The sequence below is a fragment of the Paraburkholderia sp. BL6669N2 genome (assembly GCF_003387275.1).
In the GTDB taxonomy this organism is placed as follows: domain Bacteria; phylum Pseudomonadota; class Gammaproteobacteria; order Burkholderiales; family Burkholderiaceae; genus Paraburkholderia.
The window spans coordinates 2,734,702-2,758,931 of record NZ_QUNA01000002.1; the positions used below are offsets into that span (position 1 = coordinate 2,734,702).

Genomic DNA, 24,230 nt, shown 5'->3' on the forward strand with positions numbered 1-24,230 from the left:
GCACGCGGCTTCATCACCGCGTCAGGTTTGCGTAGTACGAAGCGGCAGCGGCGATCTCATCCGGCGTCATATTGCGTGCAATGTTGCGCATCTGCTCCGAGATATCGTTATGCCGTTCACCCGACGCGAACGCCTGAAGTTGCGCCCGCATATAGGCCGCCGGCAAGCCGTCGAGCCAGGGGCTGCCCGCCTTGTTGTCGATCCCGCCGTGGCACGTCGCGCACGCCGGAATATTGCGCAGCGGCGCACCGTGCATGACGATCCCCGGGGCGCCCGCCGCATTGAGGCCCTGTGCCAGCCTCGGCCGCGGCAGCGAGCCGTAGTAGGCGGCCAGATCGCGCATGTCCGGATCGCTCAGGTTCGCCGCCATCGGCGACATCACCGCGTTCGTGCGCGCGCCGCTCTGGAAGTCCTGCAACTGCTTGTAGATCGCGATCGCGTACTGACCTGCCAGATTCGGAGAATTCGCCCCGCTCATGCCACGCTCGCCGTGGCACATCGTGCAGCGCAGCGCGAGGGTGGCGCCGCGTCCGATCGATAGCTGCGTCGCCCCCGCGAGCAATTGGGGGGTCACTTCCACCTTGCTCACCTGCACTTGCGGCGCCACCGGCGCCTCGTTGCCGAGCCACCGCTGCGGCACCCCCGCCGCGCTGCAGATCGCATTCCAGAGGCCTTGGAACTGCGCATCGCGCTGCACCGACGGCAGCCACACGAAACCCACCGCCACGCCGAACACGAACACCGCGGCCGTGACGCCGACGCTCGCCCTGAACCAGCGATTGCTCCACGAGAACAGGCGCTCTTCGCTCATCGCCGGGCTCCAATCGGAATGACCGGGACGGTGTCGCCTCTTGCCATCAACTGGGCGATCGGATAGCCGTAGTTGAGCACCGTCAGCGCAACCATCAGCGTAAGCCACAGCGCGAAGCCGTTGAGCGCCACCGGCACCGTACGCGGCTCGTGCACCGCGGTACTGAAGCGGTATTCCTCGGGCGCGGCGGCTTCGCTGCGATGCCCTTGAATCAGAACCACGAAGAACACGATCGCCGAGAGCACGAGGATGAAGCCGCCGATCGCCGACATCACCACCCAGATCGCCTGCGCCGCAATCTCCGGATCGGTGTAGTCGTAGTACGCCATGCGGCGCGGCATGCCCAGAATGCCGACCCAGTGCCACGGGAACGTCAGCACGATCATGCCGATGAACCACAGCCACAGTTGCAGGCGCATGAGCCGCCAGTTCGTCATGACGCGGCCCGTGATCTGCGGCCACAAGTCGTAGGCGATCGCGAAGTACATGATGACGATCGCGCCCGCGTAGATCAGGTGGAAGTGTCCCGTGATCCACTGCGTGTTGTGGATCGTCAAGTCGAGCTGGTAGCTCATGTTGATGAGGCCGCCCGCGCCGCCGAAGCCCAGCATCACGAACGAGAGCGCGAGCGCCAGCATCTGCGGGTTGTCCCACGGCAACGCGCGAAGCCAGCCGAACGCGCCCTTGCCGCCCCGCAAGCGCGCGGCGATCTCCACCGACGCGCAGATCGTGAACACCGTCAGAAGCGTGGGCACCGCCACCAGCGCCGTGAACACCGACTGCAGGAACTTGAAGCCCGAGCCCACTTGCGGATCGGCGAACAGGTGGTGAATGCCAATCGGCATCGCCACCACGAGAAACAGGATGAACGCAATGCGTCCCATCGTATCGCTGTAGAGCCGCCCGCCGATCGCGCGCGGCACGATCGTGTAAAACGCGATGTAGGCCGGCATCAGCCAGAAATAGACGATCGCGTGCAGCGTCCACGAGAAGAACACGCGCGCGAGGCCCGCATCGATGGTCGTCTTCCAGCCGAAGGCGACCGGCAGGATCTGGAAGATGATTTCGAGCGCTGCGCCCACGGCGGTCCAACCCCACAGATAAGCACCCGCCACGCTCGCGAACATCGGCAGAGGCACTGGCATGCCGGGGTTGTCGCGCTTCCACGCCGCGAGGTTCACCGACATTAGCGCCACCCATATCCACGAGCCCACCACCACCAGCACTACGCCGAGGTAATAGAACACGTTGCCGATCATCGGCGGATAGAACGTGTAGAGCACCGAGGCCAGACCGAGCGCGACCGTGATCGAGGCCATGACCGCGCCCGCCGCCACCAGCATGAACCCGGCCCACGCCCAGCGCGCGCCGATGAGCGCGCGCTTGAGGGAAAGCTCGGTGACCGCATAGCCGAAGCCCATCGCCACGAGCGTCGGGAACACGTAGCCCATCACGGTGCCGTGCTCGGTCACCGAGCGGTAGTAGATTTCGGAGTCCTGCAGCCACGCGTGCAGCGGGCTGCGCACATACATCTGCCAGGCGCCGAGCAATAGCGCCGCGCCGAAGACGCCGAAAGCCAGCCAGAAATGCGCGAGCACGAGTCGCTTGTTATTTAACACAGCTGAGTCTCCGCGAATTGGCGGTCATCTGCATGAACGCATTTTTGTCGATGACTTTCACGTGCGCCCACATCCCCTGGTGGCCCGTGCCGCAATACTCATGGCATGGCATCAGATGGTCGCCCGGCTGCGCAAAGGTGGTCCTGAACGTGGAGATATAGCCGGGCTCGACCATAGAGTTGATGTTGGTATGGGTAACGAGAAAGCCGTGCACGACGTCCGCGCTCGTTGCGCGAAACGTAATCGGCACGCCGGCCGGCACCAGCAGGCACTGCGGCGTGAAGGAGTATTGCTGCGCGATGATGCGCACCGTCACCGAACCGTCGGGCCCCACCGCGCTGCCGAGGTTGCTCTCGACGAACTCACCCGACACGTTGAGCGTCTCGGGCCGAATGGTCTCGACGCGCGAGGGCGGCATCCACGACCAATGCAGGCCGGTGAAGATCACCACCGCGACGGTGCTCGCGACGAGCAGCACCGCGAGGATCGCCCAACGCCGCTCGACGGTTTCGGCGACTCTAGCGGATACATGCGGATCGGGAACGATAGGGTTCGACATAGCGCTGTCTGGTTCGATGAGGGATTCGCTTGAGTGATTCGCTTATTGGATGACGCCGCGCGGCAGGAACACCAGGAAGTAGAACGCGTACCACATGCCAATCACAATGGCCGTCGCGATGCCGGCCACCGCGATCGCGCCGCGCGGGCCGCTGCCGACGATCTGTTCGACGCGTTCTGCTTCGTCGTGGTAAGCGGCGTTGCCGTCGTCCGAAGGGAGGGGGGATTGGATCATCGCTGCCTCAAAAGATCGGCGCCGAGCGCAACTCGTTGACTTCCTTCACGGTCACGGGTGTGCCGTGATTGCCCCATGCCGTGCGGATGTAGGTCACCACGGCGGCTACTTCTTCGTCCGACAGGGTCTGGGCGAACGGCGGCATGCCGTACGGCATGGGATTCTTGCTGGTGCCCGGCGCATAGCCGCCGTTCAGGACCATGCGGATCGGATTGACCGACGAGGTCATCTGGATCGACTGGTTGTCGGCGAGCGGCGGGAAATTCGGCAACTTCCCTTGCCCCTGCGCGGCGTGGCAGATCGCGCACTGGGCATCGTAGATTTTCTTGCCGAGCGGCGTCAGGCGATTCTGTTCCTCGGTCACCGCGACGCTAGGCGGCCTCTGCTGCGCTTCGCCGGAGCGCGCTGGCAGCGCCTTGAGGTAGACCGCGACCGCGCGCACGTCGTCTTCGGAGAGGTACTGGAAGCTGTCGTAGACGACCTCGGCCATCGGCCCGTACACCGCGCCGCGCCGCGACACACCCGAGTGCAGCAGGTCGACGATGTCGTCGATGCTCCAGTCGCCGAGCCCGGCTTCCTTGTTCGAGGTCAGCGACGGCGCATACCAGTTCTGCATGGGAATCAGGCCGCCTTCGAACTGCTTCGAGGGGGAGTTGCCGCCCAGCGCATTGATCGCCGTGTGGCACATCGTGCAGTGGCCAAGCCCTTCGACAAGGTAGGCGCCGCGGTTCCATTCGACCGACTGCGTCGGGTCCGGCTGATACTCACCCTCGTGCATATACAGCGAGCGCCAGCCGCGCAGCAACTGGCGCTGGTTGAACGGGAAGCTCAGTTCGTGCGGGCGGTTCGGCTGATGGATCGGCGGCACCGATTGCAGATATGCGTAGATCGCATCCGAGTCGGCCCGAGTAATCTTCGTATAGGAGGCAAACGGCATGGCCGGATAGAGCAGCGAGCCGTCGCGCGACTTGCCGGTATGCATCATCCGGTAAAACTCGCGGGCACTCCATTTGCCGATGCCCGTGTCCTTGTCCGACGAGATATTGGGCGAGTAGAGCGTGCCGAACGGCGTCTCCATCGGACGGCCGCCGCCGAACAGCTTACCGGCGGGCATGGTGTGGCAGGCGATGCAATCGCCGGCACGGGCAAGATATTCGCCGCGCGCGATGGTGTCCGCGTGGCTGTCCGCGAGTGTGCCGGCCTGCGCGGAGGAGACGCCCACCAGCGTCGCGGCGCGAAGCAGCAGCGTGGCAAGTGCGGTGACGGCGGTGGGCTTTCGGAAACTGGGCACTTCGCAGCCTCGGCTAGTGAGAAACGCTGCCGCAAGCAAGCGGCATCTTCAAGGTGCCCGCGGCGGCGGGTTGCGGATCGGCAGGCGCAGGCTGCACGGAGAGCCACGCCGCGATCGCAGTGATGTCGCTGTCGCTCAAATGCGTGGCGATCGTGTGCATGCAGTCGGGTGCGACGGTGCGGCGCGTGCCGTAGCGGAACGCGCCCAACTGCGCGCTGATGTAGTCGGCGTGCAACCCCAGCAGCCCTGGAATCGTCGGCTCCATGCCGTTCAACGCCGCGCCGTGACAACTGGCGCAGGCGGGCACGCCGCGGGCCCGGTCGCCGTCGCTCACGAGCGCCTTGCCGAGCGCGAGCGCCTGCGCGCCAACGCTCGCGGTGGCAGGCAGGTGATAAGGCGGACGCTCGGCGGCGAAGTAGTCGGCGATCTGGCGCAAATAGGCGTCGGGCAAATAGGCCAGCAGATAATTCATCGGCGGGTACTTGCGGCGGCCATCGCGAAACGCCAGCAACTGGTTGTACAGATAGCCGGCCGGCTTGCCGGCCAGGCGCGGGAAATAGTCGTTGTCGGTGCCTTCACCGTGCGCGCCGTGACAGGCCGCGCAGCCCATGACACGGGCCTGCATAGTGTCGGGCGCCGCCTCGGCGCCGGGCCCCGAGACGAGCGTCGGTTCAGCGGACAACGCGCACGCCGAATAGAGCGCGACGATGAACAATGCAATGCGATTCGTCACCGGTTTCCTCGTACGGATTGCCATAGCCGAAGCGAAGGTGGCCTCGCTGCGTTTGCTTGCCCGCCTTTCTTCGAGCTTGACCGTCTTTCTTCTAGCGTCGCCCCACTACACTTGCATCGCCCCCACCGCGAGCATTGCACGGCCTATGGTTGGCCTAGCGCGACATTGAGCCAATGAGCCATGGCAGCGGCGTCGACCGGCTTCTCGAGCAAAACCAGCGCGCCGTTCGCCTGAATTTCCGATTGCAGCGAAGCGGTCGGAAACGCAGTGATGAAGATGATCGGCGGCGCAGTTCCCAGTCCGAGAAGGTAAGTGTGCATGCCGACCCCCGACATGCCGGGCATCCGCACATCCGAAATCAGGCATGACGTGTCAGCGACGTGGCCGGACTGCAGGAATTCCTCCGCCGACGCAAAAGTGCGCACACTCCAGCCCAGGGAACGCACGAGGCTTGAAGTCGCCAGACGAACCGCCTCATCGTCATCGACTATCGTAACTATCTGGGACGTATTCAAGCGGAGGACCCCGGTTTTTCAGAAAACGGGACACAAAAGCGCGATCAATCACGAGCACGTCCATTACAGCAAGGGTAGCTCGGAGCAAACCAAACGAGAATCATACGAACGTATAGCGCACCGACAATTTGACCGTTACCCAAAAAAACAGGCACGCTCACCGATCGATAGGTTTGGTCCGCTCATACTTTAGTGCGGGTGCTCAACCGATCACCCAGATCGCTACGTAATAATCGAGCATCCGATCTCATCGTCATGTCCCTCGCTATTGAATGCAGACGCGGCTGAGATCGACTGTCCTTCGATAGACGTTCTTTTTCAGCCATGGCACGAACGTGTACTCGTCGTATGCGTTGCTGCCGATAAAAATCCAGTTATGCAGAGCGTTCAACATGACGGCATCCTCGAATCAACCCATCCCGGCGTGACTAACCGCGTATGCGACCGATGAGATGAGCACAACCAAAGCTGGATCTCTGAACCTAATCGCAACACCGGCTCGATGGCTAACACACTCGTACCACGTAGGACGACGAAGATTATCCGTGCAAAGCAGACATCCATGACAGCGCCCCAAACCTTCCACGATAACGATCAGTCTTGCCACGACGGCAGCAGGCAGCATGGCGTCATCGTTTCGCATGCCGAACTCCAATGGCACTTCGATCAATGAATACCAGCAAACAAAAATAATCAGGGATGTGACCGGCTTTTCAAAAAACAGTCGCTGCATGCCCGAAGCTAACGGACTCAATACGCGCTTTGAAAAAAATTGGTCACCATCGGCATCGCCCCACTCGCACCCTATGTCTTGCCCGATCATCAGCTCACCTTCTTCTGAAGTCGTTTGGCCTTCCCGAAAAGCGGTTTATAAAAATTGAACCGGGCAACCGTACCGGCCATGCAATCAGGTTAGGCAAACGGGGCAGGAAAAACTATTCTACGAACGGTTGACATAGTTCCCGCATTGGCGTCGTCGACTCATACGTGGGTATATCCCACGGGCTGGGAGACGCAGTGGAGGGCAACCGACAACCTGCAATCGAATAAGGACTCAAGCGCGCTCACAGGTGGGACGAACGGGCAAGCTGGTCGTCGATAGGCATGGCGAAATTGGCATGCTGCGTCATGAGCACAGGTGTGTATATCCTCGGACTACATACGAGAATATAGGTATCTAAAACCATCGCGTGAAATCGTCATCCTCTTGCAGGTTTGCAACCGTCCCGTTACTGGAGTACTTTGAAAACGCAGCCATTCGTATGCGAGCGTTTTCTGCGCGGACACAGCTTTCGGCTGTTTTCGTCAAGGAAACCAACCGCTGCCAATTCTCTGAAGGATAGCGAAAGAATGCGTTCAAGTGCCTGTCCGAGCGATCCCTGGATGAAGACGATCGGCTTGTTGAAACTGCTATCAGGTCTCGACTCTGAGCGAAAGGAGGTGCTCGCCTCACTTGGCCAAAACGCGTGTCGGCGCGCGCCCTCCTCATGCGTATTGACCAAACGAGTGACATTTCCGGTCAAGGTCATAGAACGACCTGATCCGAATACCCTGATGATCGCTTGGTGTGATCCAACATCATGCCACTATGGCGACCAGATCTGGGGGGCATGTGTAGCGAGAAATTCCGGTGTCTGTGCGATAAGCGGCATGCGTATCAGGCGGGGGGATGCGATATACAGACCAAGAACATCCCGCCTGGCGCACCCGGTCAACGCTGACGCGATGATACTTTTTTCGGTGATCGACCATGCTGCTTCTTGCTCAACGAGCTTGCCATAGCCTTTGTCTTGACGGCCAGCCGACACACAGGCGGGTCTTGCCGTCGACCACACATACGTCGATACGCGGCGATTCTAACTGCTATCGGTTAGGCCGCACTTTCGTTTCTCACAACAGCGCTTCAAATTGAGTTCCGTTGGCAGCGCGGGGGACTAAAGGTGGCACGTTTTGGGGAAGTGAAACTGCAAAGTCGTGTAAACGTCAAAATCGATGAGCAATTCGAAGGGCGAGCCAGCGCAGAAAATGACGCAGAGAACATGAAGATTGCGTCGATCCGAATGTGTAGCAGAGCAGCTCGGTCAGACGGGTTGACAGAGGCGTCGGAGATGCAGTTGACGACGATATGTCAGCCTGGCGACATCGTTTCGTGAAGCAACACGTGGGGCGGAACCTTGGGGACTGCGTTTTGGAAACGATAACAATCACCCTCGAACTGCTCGCGTGCGTCATTGCCAGCAGTTTCGTTAAACGTGTCGCCCGGATTCCGCTTCCCCTTGCTCTTGTTCAGATTGCGATAGGCGCCCTGGTTGCCCAGGTGTTCGGCTTCCGGGTTTCGCTCGCGCCAGACGTCTTTTTGCTGTTGTTCGTCGCGCCCTTACTTTTTCTTGATGGTTGGCGCATTTCAAAGGAAGGGCTCTTTCGCGACAAGTGGACGATCGGCGCGTTCGCGCTCGGTCTGGTCCTGTTCACGGTGCTGGGAACAGGTTTCTTCATTCATTGGCTGATTCCGATGATGCCGCTGCCCGTCGCTTTTGCGTTAGCGGCAACGCTTTCTCCGACTGATGCTGTCGCGGTGTCGGCAATCGCCGAACGTGTACCTATTCCGAAGCGGCTAATGCACGTGCTGGAAGGGGAGGCTCTGCTGAACGACGCCTCGGGGCTCGTCTGCCTTCGCTTTGCGATTGCGGCTGCCGTGACCGGCTCATTTTCACTTGTCGAAGCCGGGAGTACTTTCCTGTGGTTATTGGTCGGCGGTGTTACCGTCGGCGCAGCGGTGACGTTTTTGGCGAGCGCGGCGAAGGACTGGACGGCGAGACTTTTTGGCGAAGAGACTGGCACACAGATTCTTATCAGCTTGGTGCTGCCGTTTGGCTCGTATATCGTGGCAGACAGGCTCGCCGCATCGGGTATTCTGGCGGCCGCGACGGCGGGCATCGTGATGAGCTACGAGGAGTTCTCGGGACGGGCGTTGGCAGGCACGCGTATCCGCCGGGCCGCCGTGTGGGATGCACTTCAATTTTCCGGCAATGGCGTGATTTTTGTTCTTCTTGGCCAGCAGCTTACGAGCGTCGCTGCTCAAGCCGGACAAGCGATTCGCCAAACCGGGAGGGAGGAGGAAGGATGGCTGCTCTTCTATGTCATCGTAATCAGTTGCGCGCTGCTTGTTGTACGGTCTCTATGGACCTGGGTTGCCCTGCGCCTGATCTTGTTTCGCGGCGGTCGCAGCGCCCGGACGATCAACTCGGCAGACTGGCGTTTGATCGCGGCGACGTCGTTGGCCGGGGTACGCGGCGCGGTTTCGCTCTCCGGCGTGATGACCCTGCCGTTGTTTCTCGAAGACGGTTCGTCGTTCCCTGCGCGAGACCTCGCCATATTGCTCGCCGCCGGCGTGATTGTCGTTACCCTGGTCGCTGCAAACGTCGGGCTGCCCTATGTGTTGAGCGGCATCAGGGTCCCTCCCGGCACGCTGGAGCAGCTGCAAGAGGATGAGGCTCGATCCGCTGCGGCTCGGGCGGCGATTATTGCCGTTGAGCGTGCCCTTCATAAGACAGGGAAGGCGGCGGAAGACGCCGACCTTTTCTCGCAGGCCGGCGCGCGTCTCATCGCACACTATCGCGAGCAGATCGAATCGCGCTGCCATATCGGGGCGCACGCGAGGCACGGCATGCAGATCGACCAGATCGAACGCAAGATGCGCCTCCTTGCCCTCAGTGCCGAACGGGAAGAGCTTTATCGTATTGCTCAGTCGGGCAAGCTGACGGACGAAATGGTTCGAGACCTGGTTCGCGAGGTCGATCTGCAGGAGTCACGGTTTAGTGTCCGCGGTTCCCGAACCTGAGGCCCCGTTACTGGATGACTGTTGTTTCGAAGAAAAACCATCCAGTTTCAATCGGTATCAAGCCAACACGGCAGCGACACGAAAACCTCCGACCGGCTCGCCGTGGAACGACATGGCGAGCTGGATGGTCCCGCTACCGATCTCCGCCACTTCTCGCCAGTTCGGACGAGCAACCGTCGTTTGATGAGGTCTGGTCATCGGCGACCGTCTCCACCGGCGTTCTGTCGAGAATCTCGGCGACAGGGCGGCGACAAACGCGGTGCGGGCATCCTGCTCGACCGCACCTCGTCCCTCGATCTGTATCGACACAAGCAGGTAGTCGTCCGCAGTGCGCTGAACTTCGTCCCACTCATGAGCCGCAACGTGATCGACCGCCGAGATCCGGGACACGCACACTCCGTCCGTGTTCACACTAGAGATCTCGCCACGAAATCCCTGATCCGACTCGGTCCTGAAAACCATGGGGACGCAGCTGGCCCGGACCTGATCCGCCCATGCCGAAAGCCTGTCGTCGCGATCGTAATGATCCGTTGTAGTCACTGTATTCATGGCATAAGATTCCGACGGCATATACGCGGGATAGCTATCCCGAAGAATTGCGCATCCAGAAACTGGCGTCAATGCGCAACCGATGATCTATGACGGTCGCCTCGATATGTAGCTGCGATCGAGCTCACTGACCGAGCGACAACCGATGAGGGCGAGCGTCCGGTCTGTTTCCTGCTTGATCATCTCAATGACGTCGCTAACTCCGATTTCCCCTCTGGCAGCCAGCCCGTATAGGGTGGCGCGCCCCAGCATCACGGCATTTGCCCCCAACGCGATTCCCTTGACGACATCAGCCCCCGTCCGTATGCCGCTATCGAGAATGACCGTCGTTCCCGAGGTGCTCTCGACAATATCCGGCAGCACGTCGGCTGTCGCGGGCAGGTCGGCGAGTTGCCTGCCGCCGTGGTTTGAAACGATGATGCCGTCCGCGCCGAGCTCGACGCACCGCACGGCATCATCGGCCGTCACGACGCCCTTGACAAGGAGTTTGCCTGGCCATTCGTCCCGCAAGCGGCGCAGGTCATCCCAACTGAAGCTCGCATCCATCTGTCTGCGAAGAACCGCTGCCTGGGCGGCCGTGTCCGATGCATCATCCGTAGCGAAATTTTTCAACTCCGGCATGCCGTTCCTCAGGTAAGACCAAAGCCAACGTGGGTGCAATAGTCCGTCGACAGCCGCACGTGCACTTGCCTTGAACGGCATGGCAAAGCCATTGCGAAGATCGCGTTGGCGAAAGCCGTTGACTGCTACATCGGTGGTGAGGATCAAGGTCGAATAGCGAGCCGAGCGGGCACGATTGACCAGGCTCTTCGCGAGGTTGCGATGAACGACGTACAGCTGAAACCACAGTTCTCCGTCGGCCCCTTTTGCAACCTCCTCGATGGACATGTTGGAAGCCGTGGATAGTGCAAAGGGAATACCGGCTTTGCCCGCTGCACGTGCAAGTGCGAGGTCACCCTTGGGCCAGAATGCGCTATTGAGGCCCGTCGGTGCGATCACCAGCGGTAATGGGATCCGTTGGCCTAAAAGCACCACGGACTGCTCTCGTGCGCTGACATCCGACAGTCGACGTGGCAATAACTGCCATTTATCGAACGCCGAGCGGTTATGCCTTGGCCCCGATTCATCGTCCGCCGCGCCTTCCAGATAGTCGAACACCATTCTTGGCAACCGCCGTCTGGCTTCGTCACGATAGTCGCTGACGGAGAAAATGCCGGGAAATCCTGTAGTCATGATTTGCGTAAAATCTCCAACAGAAGGCACTGTCAGGTGCTTTCTCTGATTCAATCCGAGATGAATGAAGTCGTTGTCTACTCTGCGCAAGGCCCGTAGCAAACGCCACCCTCAAGACTGAGGTCAGGCGCGATTGACGGGCGGAATGTGATGACGCACGATCATCAGGCAGATAAAGACCATCAACATCGCTCCACCAAGCATGCCCAGGTACGCCGACGCTCCTCCCTGCGTGATCACGAACGCCCCCGCGAACGCGCTAAGAATCGCTCCGAGCCGCCCGAATGCGAGTGCGGATGCGGTCCCGGTCGCGCGTATCTCGGTCGGATAGACGTAGGCGCAAAGGGCGTACATGGTCGACTGAACTGCGTTCACAAAGAGGCCGTGCAAACCAATTCCGAACACAAGCAACGTCGTGTGGGCAGAGACGTCAAGACCGCGCAGGAAAAGCGCGCTCGCGGATGCCATCAGGCAGCACACGAGCAAAGGCCAGCGCGACCCGAACCGACCGATTGCCACTGCGCAGCCCAGTGCGCCCAAGACGCCGCCCAGGTTATAGGCGGTAAGACCTGAACCTGCCACCGAAGGGCTGAGACCCTCGCCAGCAAGCATCGTCGGCAGCCAGCTGAATGCGCTGTAGACCGCGATCAGGTTCATGAAGAAAGCGATCCAGATTGCGATCGTGTCACGGCCCTGACCGTCCGTGAATAGAGCACGAAAGCCCGGACGCTGTCCCGCCTTCTGCTCCTTCTGATCAGCGAACACAGCATCCGGCTGAATCGAGCGGGACATGCGGGTCAGCAGGTGACGCGGTTCGTTCCAACGTTCGTTATGGCGGGCAAGATAACGCGGTGACTCCGGCATGACGAAAAACAGCAGGACCGCCAGAGCTACGGGAAGCGTGCCTCCAATTAGAAAAAGTCCCCGCCAGCCATAGTGAGGAAGCACAACGCTCGCGAACAGTCCGGCAAGCATGCCCCCCAGCGGTACGCAAACGATGGTTGCAGTCACCGCGAGCGTCCGCCGGCGAGCAGGCGTAAATTCCGCCGTCATGGTCGTCGAGCTTGGCAGCGCACCGCCGATACCCAGTCCCGCGAAGAAGCGCAGGATTGCAATGGTCATGACGTCCGGCGATAGAGCAATCGAACTCGTCGCCAAGCCAAATACCAGCACGCTCCCGATGATTGCCCAGCGTCGACCGAACCTGTCCGCGAAAAGCCCGGCGAACGCGCTGCCTATACCCATGCCGACGAGGCCGGCAGCAACGGCGGGCGCAAATGCGTTGCGCGTGATGCCCCATTCCTTGATCAAGCTGGGAATGGCGAAGCCGATGAGTTGTCCATCGAATCCATCCATCACGATCGCAAGCGCGGCGAGAAAGACGACCATTCGCTGAAAAGTTGAGAATGGTCCATCATCAAGGGTGCGGCCGATGTCTACGGTCGGCAGACCGGAATTACGATCGTTCATTTCGCCCCCCGAGCCAGACCAGCGAAGTCTGAATCGCAGTCCTGGCTAACCTGTTCCCTGACAGGATGGTCAAACTCGAACTGGGTGCGACAGAGTGACAACTCGAAATTGACGACAGGCATTGCGGTCTCCTTAATTTGATCGCTCATCTTTCCCGGAGCGAATGCTTCTCACTGGTATATCGTTGTTCTTCTGTTCGCGCCCATGAGCCAGAGGCCCATCTCTTTCACCGTGAGAAAGAGGGGCTTCGCGACCGTAGCAACCGTTAGAACGGATAGTGACGAGGCGTTGTTTGCACGGTGATCCAGCGCAAATCGGTAAATTCCGCGATCCCGGCTTTGCCACCGAAATGCCCAAAACCGCTGGACTTCATCCCGCCAAACGGCATTTGCGCCTCGTCGTGAACCGTTGGCCCATTAACGTGGCAAAGCCCCGACTCAATACGCTTCGCTACCGTCAACGCACGCGCAACGTCACGGCTGAAGACTGCCGACGACAAACCGTATTCATTGTCATTTGCGCATGCGACGGCCTCTTCGTCTCCATCGACGCGGACGATCGCCTTGACGGGCCCGAACGACTCCTCCCGGTAGATACGCATGTCCGCCGTGACGTGATCGAGCAACGTGGCTGGCATGAGCGTGGTTTCGGACTTTCCTCCGCACACTAACGTCGCCCCCTTCGCCAGCGCGTCGTCGATCAAGTCGTTGCATCTCCTGACGGTTGCCATGTCTACAACGGAGCCAAGTACGGCCGGGCCCTTTCTCGGATCGCCAAGCGGCAGGCTCTTCGCCTTTTCGGCCAGTCGCGCGACGAATTCATCGGCGATCTTCGTGTCGACGACGATGCGTTCGGTGGACATGCAGATCTGACCGGAATTTGCAAACGCCCCGAATGCTGCGCCTTGAACTGCAGCTTCGATATCGGCATCGTGAAGAACTAGAAACGGAGCCTTTCCGCCGAGCTCAAGCACTGAAGGCTTCAGATATTTCGCGCACTGTGCAGCGACGATGCGGCCGATGCGCGTCGAACCCGTGAAGTTCACACGTCTGACCGCCGGCTCGGCAATCATCGCCTCGACAATATCGCCCGCATTCGCCGGCGCATTCGTGACGAAGTTCACGACGCCACGTGGCAGTCCGGCGTCCTGTAACGCCTCGATGATAAGGCCGTGGGTCGCGGGGCAAATTTCGGAACCCTTGAGCACGACGGTATTGCCGCACGCCAGCGGCAACGCGATAGCACGCACGCCAAGGATGACAGGAGCGTTCCACGGTGCGATTCCGAGCACGACGCCGGCAGCCTGCCGAACCCCCAACGCGAGACTGCCAGGCACGTCCGACGGAATCACTTCGCCCGAAATCTGCGTGGTCATTGCAGCGGCTTCGCGCAACCCGCCCGCTGCAAGTTTGACGTTGAAATCCGCCCACAGGCGTGACGCGCCTGTTTCGGTTGCCATTGCCAGCGCGAAAGCGTCGCCCTTTGCTTCGAGTGCATCTGCGGCTCGACTTAGCAACGCGCGTCGCTCGCCGGGCCCCGTCGCCGACCATGCTGGCAACGCAGCGGCCGCAGCGTGCACCGCGGCTTGTGCATCGGCGACCGTCGCGGCCGGTGCCGTCGATGCAACCGTGTTATCGAGCGGGTTACGGCGCTCAAATGTCGCTCCATCGCGCGCCATTGTGCGCTCGCCGTTGATCAACATCGGTACCTGATTCATTACCGTCTCCTGGAATATGTTTAAAAATTCAGCCTGCCGAACCACCGACTCACTGTTAGGCCACGACAATTTCTACAAGGCGCGTTTTACCCGAAGACAACGCGTCTTCCAGCGCGGACTTCAGCAACAGCGCGTCGCTCACTCGAACCCCTTTGCAACCCATGCTGTTGGCTAGAGAGACGAAATCCAGCCCAGGGAGGTCGGTGCCCTGTACCGGGTCCGATGCGGAGAAGCCAAACACGGGCGCAAACTCCTGCAAGGCGGCGTAGCGAGAGTTATTCAGAATGACAAATGTGACAGGGAGATCGAGTTGGACCGCGCTATAGATCGCCTGCGGCGAATACATGGTCGAGCCGTCACCGATCAGGCCGATCACGCGGCTGCCGGGTTTGCCCAGAGCCACGCCCACTGCCGCGGGCATGCCGTAGCCCAGACCGCCGCTTGCCATCGTGTAAAACGTCTGACTGCGCGTGAAGGGCAGATAACGTTGCATGACGGGGCGCGAACTAGGCGCCTCCTCGACCACGATATCCGCTGCGTTGCGGACCTCGGACAGCGTCTGCAATGCATACGCGACTGACATGATTGCCGTGGGCTCGGCTCGCTCAACTACCTCGCGAGGAGCCGGTAGCGGCCGGCTATGCGGCGCCGGACGGGCGAGCAGGTCCACAAGCCCCAGGCGAATGTTCGCCACCACCGACATGCCGACGGGTGTCCACGCCGCGGTAGCCGGATCGTCGATGAGCTGGCACAACGCCGCGCCATCAGGCACGTGGGGCCCACTGCCTTCGACGTGATACGCAAAAGCCGGCGCCCCGACGGCAAAGATCAGGTCATGCCCATTCAGAATCCGAACGATTTTTTCGCGCATCGCCGGAAGGAATCCGGCGAAAAGTCGATGATCTTCAGGGAAGCTGCAGCGCGACGACATTGGCGCAACATAAACCCGCGCATTGTGGCGCTCGGCTAGCTGGATTGCCTCACGCCAGGCATCGGCACGATCGAGTTCCGCTCCCACGACGATGGCTGGCCGTTTGCAGTTGTCCAGCGCATCACCGATCTCCGCAATCAGAAGCGGATCGGGGCGGAACCGGGTGCTGACCCGTGTCACCTCGACGAGGTCGGCCGGCTGATCCCAGTCGTCGACCGGAATGGAAACGAACACCGGGCCACGCGGCTCCTGCATCGCCACGTGGTAAGCACGGGCGAGCGCAAGCGGAACATCCGCGGCACGAGCCGGTTCAATGCTCCACTTCACATAGGGCCGCGGCAACTCGGTTGCTTGCGATGCCGACAGAAACGGATCGAACGGCAGAATCGAACGGGCCTGCTGGCCAGCAGTAATAACCAACGGCGTCCGATTCTTGAAAGCCGTGAATATGTTGCCCATCGCGTTGCCGACACCGGCCGCTGAATGCAGATTGACCAGAGCGGCATTGCCGGTCGCTTGGGCATACCCATCCGCCATACCGACAACGACAGCTTCCTGCAACCCGAGCACGTACCGGAAGTCCACCGGGAAGTCGCGGAACATGGGTAGCTCGGTTGAGCCGGGATTGGCAAACACGGACGTCATTCCGAGGCGCCGCATCAAGTCCACGACGGCATCGCGAACGGTCGGCTGCCCACTTGTGTTTCGTTGCATCGTTCCGTCGTCGGCAAGGCACCCTGCCGACGCCCGCTGTGAAACTGCTCGACGAATTGCGTCACCTGACGGGCTCTCTACGTAAAGGCAAGCCAAATCTGTCCTGATCACGATCGCAATGGCTGCGGGTCAACGTTCCCTCGCCGCGCGGCTCAGGAAGCATCGCAGGTTGCCTCGTTGGTATCGAGCCCCGCCTGGGAAGAACATGAGCTCGGCATGTACGGCGCGAGTGTGGACCAGCAGTGCGTCGTTGCTGATGCGCTGACGCGGTCGCTCAGAATCAACGTCACGGGCTTTGCGGTTGTGATAGCCGCTGGGACGGGACTGACGCCCAGCGCCTGACAGGCCACGGAAACCGGCCATTGCCGGCTAAGAAGCTGTTGCGAAATTAGTTAAACAGAGGCTTTAGGCGCGTCCAGCAAATTAAGGCGCAAGCCAAAGACAGGAATGCTTCGTGAACATGCGCATAGCGTTCGTAACGAATCTTGAGCCGTCGAAACGAGTGAAGCCACGCGATCGAACGCTCGACTAGCCAACGCGTTTTTCCAAGCCCACTGCCATGCGGCGAGCCGATTTTTGCGAGCACTGGCGTGATGCCTCGCTCGCGCAAGCGCCGCCGATGGGGTTCGGAACTGTAGCCCCGGTCGCCCTGAACGATTTGCGGCTTGTGCAGGGGACGGCCCCGCTTGCCCCGGATGTGTGGAATGGCATCGACCAGCGCATCAAGCTGGGTAATGTCGTGCCGGTTCGCCGCGCTCAGGATGACCGCGAGCGGGATGCCTTGCGCGTCGACGATGGGGCGGTGTTTGCTGCCGAGCTTGCGCCGGTCCGTGGGATTCGGGCCGGTTTTTTTTTCCCGCCAGCACGGCGCGAATCGATGAGCTGTCGACGAGCGCACGCGAGAAATCGATTTCGCCACGGCGACGCAGTTCGGCCAGCAACGTTTCGTGGATGTGTTGCCAGACACCCGCTTCTTGCCACGCGACGAGCCGTCGCCAGCAAGCTGTACCCGAACCACATCCCATTTCCTGTGGTAGAAGGTTCCACGCAATGCCCGAGCGCAACACGAAGACTATGCCCGTTAGCACGGCGCGGTCGGGTATCGGTTGGCGGCCCGCATACTGGCGATTGCGCGGTGCTCGCGCTGGCAGCAGGGGTTCGATGAGTGACCACAATTCGTCGTCTATAAGTTCTTCTGGCATCGCTTCCTGTCAGGCAAAACAAGACAGAAGTTAACACCAAGCCGAAAAAGTTAACAGACCCAAAATTTAATTTCGCAACAGCGTCTAATACTACAGCCGTAGATCTGGGTAAACTGGAGGCACACATCCTCGTCTTCGGTAGTGGCACTGCTGGGCGCGGTACTGGTGTCGGCGCCGCCATGCCGAACAGGACAACACGTACGCGATAGAGTGGGCGCCGCGCCACAGGATGCGACAGAGCAGCCGGCGGATCTCCTGCACGCTGAGCGGCACCAAACCTTCAGGTGTTTTTTTTGCCGTGCACCCGCAGGGTGACGAGTACTGCATGGGCCAGCAGAGCCAGCGTGATGTGGCGATACCAGCCTTGCCATCGGCGCACCTCATACTGATCGAGTCCGCATTCGCCTTTGGTCGCCTCGAAGCCGGTCTCGATTTCCCACCTGCGGCCCGCGACGTTCACCAGGGTTTGCCGTGTGGCCTTGCTGCGCGGTGCGTATACGACGTAATACGCATGTTCGCGTTGCTCGTCCAGGCTGCGTCGCACCAGCAGGTAATGCCCGAAGCGGCGCTCCTCTTCGGTGATCTGCAAGCGCCACAGCGGAGTCAGCGCCCAGTCATACAGGCGCTCGCCCTTGGCGCCGGCACCCGCTGACAGGCGGCGCCATGCCCTTGCCGGCAGGGCCTCGGCGATCCGGTCTGCCCGTACGTACTCTGGACCTTTCCACCATAGGGGTTCGTTCTTCGCAACGGCCAGCACGAAAGACTGGCCGCGCGACTCGAGCCACAGCCGCAGGTGACGGTCACCGCCGTAGACTTCATCCCCCGTGACCCAGCCGCACGGCACCCCTGCGTCCAGCGCCCGCTCAAGCATACGACGCGCAAGCTGTGGCTTCGTTGCGAATTCCACCGACCCGGGAATGCCCGCTGCCTCGCAGCGCACCCGGTCATCGGTCCACACCTTGGGTACATACAGTTCGCGGTCGATGAACGCACTGCCGCCACGACCGGCATAGCAGAGGAACACGCCGATCTGGCTGTTCTCGATACGACCTGCCGTGCCACTGTACTGGCGTTGAACACCGGCCGAGTGCTGTCCCTTCTTGAGGAAGCCGGTCTCGTCCACAATCAGCACCGCGTCACGCTCGCCCAGTTCTTCCACTACATAGCTACGCAGCACATCGCGAGCGGCATCCGCGTCCCATTGCGCCCGCTCCAGCAGGTGCTGTACGCCATCGGGTGTCGCTTCGCCGATCCATTCGGCGAGTTGCCAGCCGTTCTTGCGCTCGACTGTACCCAGCAGGCCCTTCAGGTATGCGAGCGACCGCTGTCGGGGCTCCGGACGCCTGAACAGTTCCCCGAGCCGCTGGTGCAGTACCTCCAGTTCACGCTCCCACGCTTTTGCAGTCGAATGCATAGCCTTAACGTATAGTAATCCTTAATTATTTGAGTATAGTAAAAAAATCTACGGCTGTAGTACTAAGCCGGTTGATGGAGCAGAGCGGACGCTCGAATGTCTGCGCGGATCAGCGGCCGGAGGGCCGCAGTTGGCCGGCAAGCGCCCACTCGCCGGTCATGGTCTGTCAAACCTCCGTTGCTCGGCCATCTCGAGCGCGTCGCCTACCTCAATCCCGAGGTAACGCACCGTACTTTCAAGTTTGGTATGGCCTAAGAGGAGCTGAACTGCGCGCAGGTTCTTCGTGCGCCGATAGATCAACGATGCCTTCGTGCGGCGCATCGTGTGAGTGCCGTACGCAGCATCGTCCAGTCCGATTGACGCGACCGATCGATGCACGATGCGAGCGTACTGGCGCGTCGACACGTGCGCTGACGCGTGCAGCCGACTCGGGAACAAATAATCGGCGGGCTTGAGCCCCCGCGTCGAAATCCAGGCCGCAACGCTTTGCTGAGTCTGCTCTGTCGGGTGCCACCAATAATGAAAAATGCGTCGTTGAAGTTAAGGCGATTTTTCAGCAAGAGTGGCGTCGAGCAACCAGCACGTGCCAAGGAAAATGAAAATATCCGTCCCGCACTGCCGCAGTAAGTGAAAAAAACTGTTGTGTTCCCATCGGCGCGCCTGGAGTCGATTGACCACGTCGCCACTTTGTTCATCAGACGACGAAACGCCCGGATCCGCCGCTCATGTCAGTTGTCGTGATCATTTCTCAATGAATTTTTGTCCAATAACCCGTCAGACGCGTCGCGGCAGGAGCACCAAGTCGGCCGCTTCCTCGGCATCTTTGAGGAGCATCTTGCGCGGCACTCCTAGCTGCGCACGCATGGTTAGCCCACGCGCTAAATCCGTGACTTGGGTTGCGCGCGCGGCGACGGGAAAGTCAGATGGGATTTCTCCCGCGCTGATTGCGTCCCGGAAACGACCTTCCACCAGCGCGATGCCACCAGCGGCCGCGTTTTGCAGGAACTGCCGGACCTCAGGGTCGTCCACAAGCGGCGCGACGCAAATCAGAAGGCAGCCCCGGGCGGACCCTTTCTCGGTCGCACTTTCGACGGCGTACCTCAGAAAGTCCGTGATCGAGTCGAGAAGACTGTGTGGTGAGAGGAGTGCCTTCGCGGCTGACGCGCCTTTCCGTTCTGCGTACGCCTTGAGGACCCGCAAGAATATGGCCCGTTTGTCCCCAAAGACGGCATACAGGCTCGGCCGTCCCACACCCATCCCGGCGACGAGATCGTCAATCGTCACTCCGTCGTAGCCTTTCGACCAGAACACCTGAGTCGCCTTTTCCAGCGCCCCTGTCTCGTCGAAGCTGCGCGGTCGGCCCCTCGGTCTAGCAGCATTTTGAATCATTTGGTTCAAAACTCCTTGACACTCGTCATCGCATCAATATATAACTGAATAGTTCGAAATTAGCAAGTCGTCCGTGGCCTCACGACCCGACCTTCCCCCCTTCCCCCTTCCCCCTTCCACTGAGACGCCCATGGAACATTCGATCGTGCTCGTCACCGGTGCCACCTCCGGGCTCGGTTATGCGGCTGCCAGCACACTTGCCGGAGAGGGCTGGCGCGAGATCATCGTCACTGGCCGTAGCTTGGCTCGGGTCCAGGAAACGGCCGCTCAACTCGCAGCGGAAACTAAAAGACAGGTCTTCACGCCGCTTGAACTGGAGTTGGACACGCCGGCCAGCGTCCAGTCCGCGCTCGCCGAACTCGTCAAGCGAGGTCGGCCGATCGATTTCCTACTGCTCAATGCAGGGATGGTTCCTGGCAAGGCGCGCGTGATCACTGCGGAGGGCGTCGAGGCTTCTCAGGCCCCGCTCATCGGTCATCATCAATTGACTGTCGGGTTGCTCCGCGCCAACCTGCTGAGCCCCAACGCGCGGATTGTCATCACCAGCGCGGAGCCTGCCCGAGGGGGCGTACCCATGTTCAAGTACACCGACGTGGACGCACTCGCTGCCAAATACCACCAGGGCGACCTGACCGCTGCTATGGAAGCCCTGATTCGCAACGGGCCGAACGTGAAGTACGTGCCCAACAATGCGTATGCCGACGCGAAGCTCTTCGTCGCCTGGTGGGTCGCAGCGCTGGCGCGGAGGCTACCCCCTGGCATGGCCGTGTACGCTGTCTCGCCCGGTGCGGCGACTGCGACCAACGTTTCGCGACAAGCTAGTCTGGCCGTGAAGTATCTGTTTATCCCGATCGCGAACCTCATTCCCGGCATGAATCAGACGCCGGAGACGGCAGCGGGCCGGTATATCCAGGCCTCGAAGTTCGGAACCGAGGTCTCAGGGCAATTCTTCGCCTCCGCTCAAGGGAAGTTCTCAGGCCCAATTGAGGCGCAGCTACACCCACACCTCCTCGATGGCGCTAATCAAGAAGCCGCGTGGCAGGCCGTCGTCAACGTCTCTGGCGTCAACTGGTCGTACGCGGAATCCTTACGCGCGGTGTCCTGAAGGCGCGCCGGTCGCGGCGAAATGGTCGCAGTTGCCAGAATCAGCGGGCGATTGCGTAGTTACATGATCGCCTACGGGCCATACGGTATTTTAATTGAATAGTAATGCAAAGTAGCCAAGTATCGGCCACGTAACCCTAACCCTCTCAAGGAGAACACATATGAACCGGTACTAGGATAAAAAGGTGGTGATTATCGGCGGCACGAGCGGCATGGGGCTCGCGACAGCGAAGATGCTCCTCGACGGGGGCGCGCGCGTTCTGGTGACCGGCCGCTCGCAGGAGGGCTTGGAGTCGGCGCAGCAAGAGCTTGGGGACGGCGCGATCGTGGTTTCGAGCGACGCGCGGTCGCTAACCGACATCGACGCCCTCGCCGCTCAGGTGAAGACCGAGTTCGACACCATCGACCTGCTTTTCGTCAACGCCGGGTTCAGCATTCCAACGCCTCTCGGGAGCGTGACCGAAGCCATCTATGACGAGATGTTCAACCTGAACGCCAAGGGCCCCTTTTTCGCGGTCCAGAAGTTCGCGTCGCTGATCAATCGGGGAGGCTCCGTCGTCCTCACGACCTCCGTCGCCAACGTCAAGGGACTGCCGGGCCAAGCCACCTACGGAGCAGCCAAGGCTGCGCTGCGATCACTCGCTCGGACGCTCGCCGCCGAGCTGCTTCCTCGCGAAATTCGCGTCAACGCGGTGACGCCCGGCCCCATCGACACGCCGATCCTCGACAAAGTGTTCCCCGATAAAGCCGTGGTCGCCCAGGTTAGGGAGAAGACGATCGACATGATTCCGATGAAGCGCTTCGGCACGTCGGAGGAAATTGCGAAGGCGGTCCTCTACCTCGGGTTCGATGCGACCTTCACGACAGGCATGGAACTTCCAGTCGATGGCGGTTGGTCGCAACTCTGAAGGCGGTACGCGGGTACGGCCCTGATCTTTTAGACCGCGCGCTCGGCGCCGATTACCGATACGTCGTCGCAATAGCAGCGCGCATGCGCGACCGGCACCGCGGATCCGTTCAACGCACGTATCAAGCGATATTCTCGATCGATCGCGTGAGCAGACGACAATAGCGTGCCGGACGGCTTGCGGCGCAGGACATAGCGGGCGGATGGCGTCGTCAGCAAATAGGTTGGATTCGACTGGCCTCCCGAAAATTGCGATGCTTCGAGTGGCCCGCTAAAACCACGCAAATTTCCGCCCAGCCACGATTCCAATCGCCGCACGTCGAAATCAGGGGCTCGCCTCATGGCGGCCTCATGCGACCGTGTATCAGGGTTGCTTTTATCTATTACGTTATTGAAGCTTCGAAAAATCGGGACGACGCTTTTCCTTGAATGCAGCCAAGGCTTCGCTGCACTCGTTCCCAGTCAATTGCTTGTCGATCGCATCGAATTCCGCGTTCATTTGATCGATGACTCTCCTGCGCTCACTCATCAACCGCTTCGTCGCTCTGATCGCGCCCGGCGCCTTCGCAGCGATAACCTCCGCAATCGCCTTCGCTTCGGCTCGAAGCTGGTCAGCCGGCACCGATCGATTGGCGATTCCCCATTCCACGGCGGTCTGTGCATCGACAGAGCGGCCAAGTGCGATCATCTCGAACGCACGAATGTTTCCGACCTGGAACGGAAGCAGGTAGCCCGACGCCGCTTCAGGAACAAGCGCCAGGTCGACAAACGGCGCGCTGAGTTGTGCGTCGTTTGCAAGGATGACGTAGTCGCAATGCAATAGCATGGTGGCTCCGACGCCCATGGCTTTGCCTTGTACGGCGGCCACGACGGGAACCTCCATCGCGGCCAGACATCGTAGGAACCGCGCACCGCGGCTCTTGCCGATGCCGTCACGGATTGCCTCGGCGGAGAATTCGCCCAGGTCGCTTCCCGCCGAGAAGGTGTCGCCATCAGATTGAATGAGGACGGCGTTCACGCGCCCATAAGCGGCAGCTGATTCGAGCGCGTCCGCAAGCGCGCCGTACATCTCACCGGTCAACGCATTTCTCTTTTCCGGCCGGGATATCGTGAGACTCATTACCTTCCCATCGACCTGAACGTTGACGTCGCTCACGCTGAAATCTCCTGTTTTCCTATATCCATTCCTACTCGAGCCGCTGCTCAAAATCGATAAGAAATCCCAACGAAGCCGATGATGGGATTGGCCGTTATTCTCGACGTGTTGCTCAAAACGGTGGTTCCGTTGGCGCTGACTGCATCGAATCTTCCGGTCGTCTTTAGCGGAATGTAGGTAATCGAGCCCAACATGGACCATCTGTCGTTGAGGCGATAGGTCACCCCCGCAGAGAAGGCGGGGTTCCACGACGAGCTCGCCGATGCGTCAACCCTTCCGCCAGGTCCGGCAAACTGACCGAGCGCCCCATTAAATGCCGGATGAAGCTGGACGGAGCTGAACCACGTGTAGTTCACTCCGAGACCCAGGAATGGCCGCCACACACTGTCCTTCTGTCCAAAGTAGTACTTCACGAACAATGTGGGCGCCCACACCCGAGCCGATACAAATGGCTTGAGATCGCCGACCGGCATTGACGGCCCCTGCGGCCCAAGCGGGGTGGCAACGCCATGGGCGTAAAAATTCAATTTCGGCGGAATCCCCACTGCTCCTTCGATCGCAATATGCTCGGTTGCGAAGTAAGTTACGAGAAGCTCTCCCGTGAAGGCGTTATGAATTTCCGCGCCTGTTCCAGGAGAAGTGAAAGTGCCGAACTGGGAGCTGCTTTTCAGTTCTTGAGCGCTCGATTGCGTCATGTCGATCCACGTCGCGCCACCGGTTACCACAACGCTTCCCGCCTCCTGTGCGTACGCCGTACCCGCGAGACCGCACATCGAAATCGCCAGCGCGATCGAATTCAGTTGCTTCTTCATATTTCGTCTCCTCCGTTTTACGGCGACTT

Annotated in this window: 23 protein-coding genes and 3 pseudogenes; 4 read left to right on the forward strand and 22 right to left on the reverse strand. The window is 60.5% G+C overall.

Annotated elements, in window-relative coordinates:
* Nucleotides 1-13: 13 nt before the first annotated feature.
* The 9 genes from B0G80_RS34755 to B0G80_RS45505 all read right to left on the reverse strand — a co-directional run bounded on the left by B0G80_RS34755 (nt 14) and on the right by B0G80_RS45505 (nt 6,585).
* Nucleotides 14-811 (reverse strand): c-type cytochrome, encoded by a 798-nt coding sequence (locus B0G80_RS34755; RefSeq protein WP_116122297.1) that lies wholly within the window; start codon nt 809-811, stop codon nt 14-16.
* Nucleotides 808-2,430: a b(o/a)3-type cytochrome-c oxidase subunit 1 gene (locus B0G80_RS34760; RefSeq protein WP_116122298.1), complete on the reverse strand. Its 1,623-nt coding sequence runs from the start codon at nt 2,428-2,430 to the stop codon at nt 808-810. The genes B0G80_RS34755 and B0G80_RS34760 overlap by 4 nt, the downstream gene beginning before the upstream one ends.
* Complete coding sequence (locus tag B0G80_RS34765) at nt 2,420-2,989, reverse strand: cytochrome C oxidase subunit II (protein ID WP_116122299.1); 570 nt, start codon at nt 2,987-2,989, stop codon at nt 2,420-2,422. Before B0G80_RS34765 ends, B0G80_RS34760 begins: the two co-directional genes overlap by 11 nt.
* Nucleotides 2,990-3,031: 42 nt before the next feature.
* A complete protein-coding gene (locus B0G80_RS34770; RefSeq protein WP_106285063.1) occupies nt 3,032-3,223 on the reverse strand; it encodes a hypothetical protein in 192 nt (63 codons plus the stop codon).
* A gap of 7 nt (nt 3,224-3,230) precedes the next feature.
* Nucleotides 3,231-4,514 (reverse strand): cytochrome c, encoded by a 1,284-nt coding sequence (locus tag B0G80_RS34775; protein WP_116122300.1) that lies wholly within the window; start codon nt 4,512-4,514, stop codon nt 3,231-3,233.
* A gap of 13 nt (nt 4,515-4,527) precedes the next feature.
* On the reverse strand, nt 4,528-5,139 hold the full coding sequence (locus tag B0G80_RS34780; RefSeq protein ID WP_258879253.1) for a c-type cytochrome: 612 nt from the start codon (nt 5,137-5,139) through the stop codon (nt 4,528-4,530).
* 251 nt (nt 5,140-5,390) lie between these two features.
* A complete protein-coding gene (locus tag B0G80_RS34785) occupies nt 5,391-5,762 on the reverse strand; it encodes a response regulator transcription factor (RefSeq protein ID WP_106285065.1) in 372 nt (123 codons plus the stop codon).
* Between the two features lie 265 nt (nt 5,763-6,027).
* On the reverse strand, nt 6,028-6,156 hold the full coding sequence (locus B0G80_RS47455) for a hypothetical protein (RefSeq protein ID WP_258194025.1): 129 nt from the start codon (nt 6,154-6,156) through the stop codon (nt 6,028-6,030).
* A 15-nt stretch (nt 6,157-6,171) separates the two neighbouring features.
* Nucleotides 6,172-6,585: a hypothetical protein gene (locus B0G80_RS45505; RefSeq protein WP_147309953.1), complete on the reverse strand. Its 414-nt coding sequence runs from the start codon at nt 6,583-6,585 to the stop codon at nt 6,172-6,174.
* A gap of 560 nt (nt 6,586-7,145) precedes the next feature.
* Here B0G80_RS45505 and B0G80_RS34790 point away from each other — a divergent pair.
* Nucleotides 7,146-7,544, forward strand: coding sequence for a DUF3331 domain-containing protein (locus tag B0G80_RS34790; RefSeq protein ID WP_258879136.1), 399 nt, complete (start codon nt 7,146-7,148; stop codon nt 7,542-7,544).
* A gap of 406 nt (nt 7,545-7,950) precedes the next feature.
* Nucleotides 7,951-9,603: a Na+/H+ antiporter gene (locus tag B0G80_RS34800; RefSeq protein WP_116123837.1), complete on the forward strand. Its 1,653-nt coding sequence runs from the start codon at nt 7,951-7,953 to the stop codon at nt 9,601-9,603.
* Between the two features lie 57 nt (nt 9,604-9,660).
* On the opposite strand, the gene B0G80_RS34805 is transcribed toward B0G80_RS34800, so the two are convergent.
* From B0G80_RS34805 to B0G80_RS34855, 10 genes and pseudogenes are all read right to left on the reverse strand, one after another.
* A complete protein-coding gene (locus B0G80_RS34805) occupies nt 9,661-10,152 on the reverse strand; it encodes a hypothetical protein (protein ID WP_181920124.1) in 492 nt (163 codons plus the stop codon).
* 87 nt (nt 10,153-10,239) lie between these two features.
* On the reverse strand, nt 10,240-11,385 hold the full coding sequence (locus B0G80_RS34810) for an alpha-hydroxy-acid oxidizing protein (RefSeq protein ID WP_116123838.1): 1,146 nt from the start codon (nt 11,383-11,385) through the stop codon (nt 10,240-10,242).
* A 123-nt stretch (nt 11,386-11,508) separates the two neighbouring features.
* Nucleotides 11,509-12,855 (reverse strand): MFS transporter, encoded by a 1,347-nt coding sequence (locus B0G80_RS34815; RefSeq protein WP_116122305.1) that lies wholly within the window; start codon nt 12,853-12,855, stop codon nt 11,509-11,511.
* Between the two features lie 265 nt (nt 12,856-13,120).
* Nucleotides 13,121-14,572, reverse strand: a complete 1,452-nt coding sequence (locus tag B0G80_RS34820; protein ID WP_116122306.1) for an aldehyde dehydrogenase — start codon at nt 14,570-14,572, stop codon at nt 13,121-13,123.
* Nucleotides 14,573-14,627: 55 nt separating this feature from the next.
* Nucleotides 14,628-16,217, reverse strand: a complete 1,590-nt coding sequence (mdlC, locus tag B0G80_RS34825) for a benzoylformate decarboxylase (RefSeq protein WP_116122307.1) — start codon at nt 16,215-16,217, stop codon at nt 14,628-14,630.
* A 210-nt stretch (nt 16,218-16,427) separates the two neighbouring features.
* Nucleotides 16,428-16,597, reverse strand: a pseudogene (locus tag B0G80_RS34835) (IS3 family transposase); the annotation flags it as partial.
* 8 nt (nt 16,598-16,605) lie between these two features.
* Nucleotides 16,606-17,419, reverse strand: a protein-coding gene (locus tag B0G80_RS34840; RefSeq protein WP_408968843.1) for an IS5 family transposase whose coding sequence is annotated in 2 segments (ribosomal slippage) — nt 16,606-17,071 and nt 17,070-17,419 — 816 coding nt in all. Because the reading frame shifts where the segments join, the coding sequence is not laid out codon by codon here.
* A gap of 289 nt (nt 17,420-17,708) precedes the next feature.
* Nucleotides 17,709-18,833, reverse strand: a pseudogene (locus B0G80_RS34845) (IS701 family transposase); the annotation flags it as partial.
* A gap of 156 nt (nt 18,834-18,989) precedes the next feature.
* Nucleotides 18,990-19,337: pseudogene (locus B0G80_RS34850) on the reverse strand (tyrosine-type recombinase/integrase); the annotation flags it as partial.
* Nucleotides 19,338-19,607: 270 nt separating this feature from the next.
* Nucleotides 19,608-20,222, reverse strand: coding sequence for a TetR/AcrR family transcriptional regulator (locus B0G80_RS34855; protein ID WP_116122309.1), 615 nt, complete (start codon nt 20,220-20,222; stop codon nt 19,608-19,610).
* 130 nt (nt 20,223-20,352) lie between these two features.
* Here B0G80_RS34855 and B0G80_RS34860 point away from each other — a divergent pair, with 130 nt between their 5' ends.
* Nucleotides 20,353-21,327 carry an SDR family NAD(P)-dependent oxidoreductase gene (locus B0G80_RS34860; protein ID WP_116122310.1) on the forward strand — a complete coding sequence of 325 codons (975 nt, stop codon included), beginning with the start codon at nt 20,353-20,355 and terminating at the stop codon, nt 21,325-21,327.
* 184 nt (nt 21,328-21,511) lie between these two features.
* A complete protein-coding gene (locus tag B0G80_RS34865; RefSeq protein WP_220377506.1) occupies nt 21,512-22,234 on the forward strand; it encodes an SDR family oxidoreductase in 723 nt (240 codons plus the stop codon).
* 29 nt (nt 22,235-22,263) lie between these two features.
* Here B0G80_RS34865 and B0G80_RS34870 read toward each other — a convergent pair whose 3' ends face one another.
* From B0G80_RS34870 to B0G80_RS34880, 3 genes are read right to left on the reverse strand one after another with little or no spacing between them, the layout of a single operon-like run.
* Nucleotides 22,264-22,575 (reverse strand): phosphotransferase, encoded by a 312-nt coding sequence (locus B0G80_RS34870; RefSeq protein ID WP_258879137.1) that lies wholly within the window; start codon nt 22,573-22,575, stop codon nt 22,264-22,266.
* A 46-nt stretch (nt 22,576-22,621) separates the two neighbouring features.
* On the reverse strand, nt 22,622-23,389 hold the full coding sequence (locus tag B0G80_RS34875; protein WP_258879138.1) for an enoyl-CoA hydratase-related protein: 768 nt from the start codon (nt 23,387-23,389) through the stop codon (nt 22,622-22,624).
* Between the two features lie 47 nt (nt 23,390-23,436).
* Nucleotides 23,437-24,201 carry an OmpW family protein gene (locus B0G80_RS34880; protein WP_116122311.1) on the reverse strand — a complete coding sequence of 255 codons (765 nt, stop codon included), beginning with the start codon at nt 24,199-24,201 and terminating at the stop codon, nt 23,437-23,439.
* Nucleotides 24,202-24,230 lie beyond the last annotated feature (29 nt).

Excerpts from the sequence above, each read along its gene's own strand:
- B0G80_RS34880 (WP_116122311.1), bottom strand. The coding sequence starts at position 24,201 with ATGAAGAAGCAACTGAATTCGATCGCGCTGGCGATTTCGATGTGCGGT.
- B0G80_RS34755 (WP_116122297.1), bottom strand. The coding sequence starts at position 811 with ATGAGCGAAGAGCGCCTGTTCTCGTGGAGCAATCGCTGGTTCAGGGCG.
- B0G80_RS45505 (WP_147309953.1), bottom strand. The coding sequence starts at position 6,585 with ATGATCGGGCAAGACATAGGGTGCGAGTGGGGCGATGCCGATGGTGAC.
- B0G80_RS34870 (WP_258879137.1), bottom strand. The coding sequence starts at position 22,575 with ATGAGGCGAGCCCCTGATTTCGACGTGCGGCGATTGGAATCGTGGCTG.
- B0G80_RS34810 (WP_116123838.1), bottom strand. The coding sequence starts at position 11,385 with ATGACTACAGGATTTCCCGGCATTTTCTCCGTCAGCGACTATCGTGAC.
- B0G80_RS34780 (WP_258879253.1), bottom strand. The coding sequence starts at position 5,139 with ATGCAGGCCCGTGTCATGGGCTGCGCGGCCTGTCACGGCGCGCACGGT.
- mdlC (WP_116122307.1), bottom strand. The coding sequence starts at position 16,217 with ATGCAACGAAACACAAGTGGGCAGCCGACCGTTCGCGATGCCGTCGTG.
- B0G80_RS34805 (WP_181920124.1), bottom strand. The coding sequence starts at position 10,152 with ATGAATACAGTGACTACAACGGATCATTACGATCGCGACGACAGGCTT.
- B0G80_RS34770 (WP_106285063.1), bottom strand. The coding sequence starts at position 3,223 with ATGATCCAATCCCCCCTCCCTTCGGACGACGGCAACGCCGCTTACCAC.
- B0G80_RS34790 (WP_258879136.1), top strand. The coding sequence starts at position 7,146 with ATGAAGACGATCGGCTTGTTGAAACTGCTATCAGGTCTCGACTCTGAG.
- B0G80_RS34820 (WP_116122306.1), bottom strand. The coding sequence starts at position 14,572 with ATGAATCAGGTACCGATGTTGATCAACGGCGAGCGCACAATGGCGCGC.
- B0G80_RS34765 (WP_116122299.1), bottom strand. The coding sequence starts at position 2,989 with ATGTCGAACCCTATCGTTCCCGATCCGCATGTATCCGCTAGAGTCGCC.
- B0G80_RS34855 (WP_116122309.1), bottom strand. The coding sequence starts at position 20,222 with ATGATTCAAAATGCTGCTAGACCGAGGGGCCGACCGCGCAGCTTCGAC.
- B0G80_RS34815 (WP_116122305.1), bottom strand. The coding sequence starts at position 12,855 with ATGAACGATCGTAATTCCGGTCTGCCGACCGTAGACATCGGCCGCACC.
- B0G80_RS34860 (WP_116122310.1), top strand. The coding sequence starts at position 20,353 with ATGGAACATTCGATCGTGCTCGTCACCGGTGCCACCTCCGGGCTCGGT.
- B0G80_RS47455 (WP_258194025.1), bottom strand. The coding sequence starts at position 6,156 with ATGTTGAACGCTCTGCATAACTGGATTTTTATCGGCAGCAACGCATAC.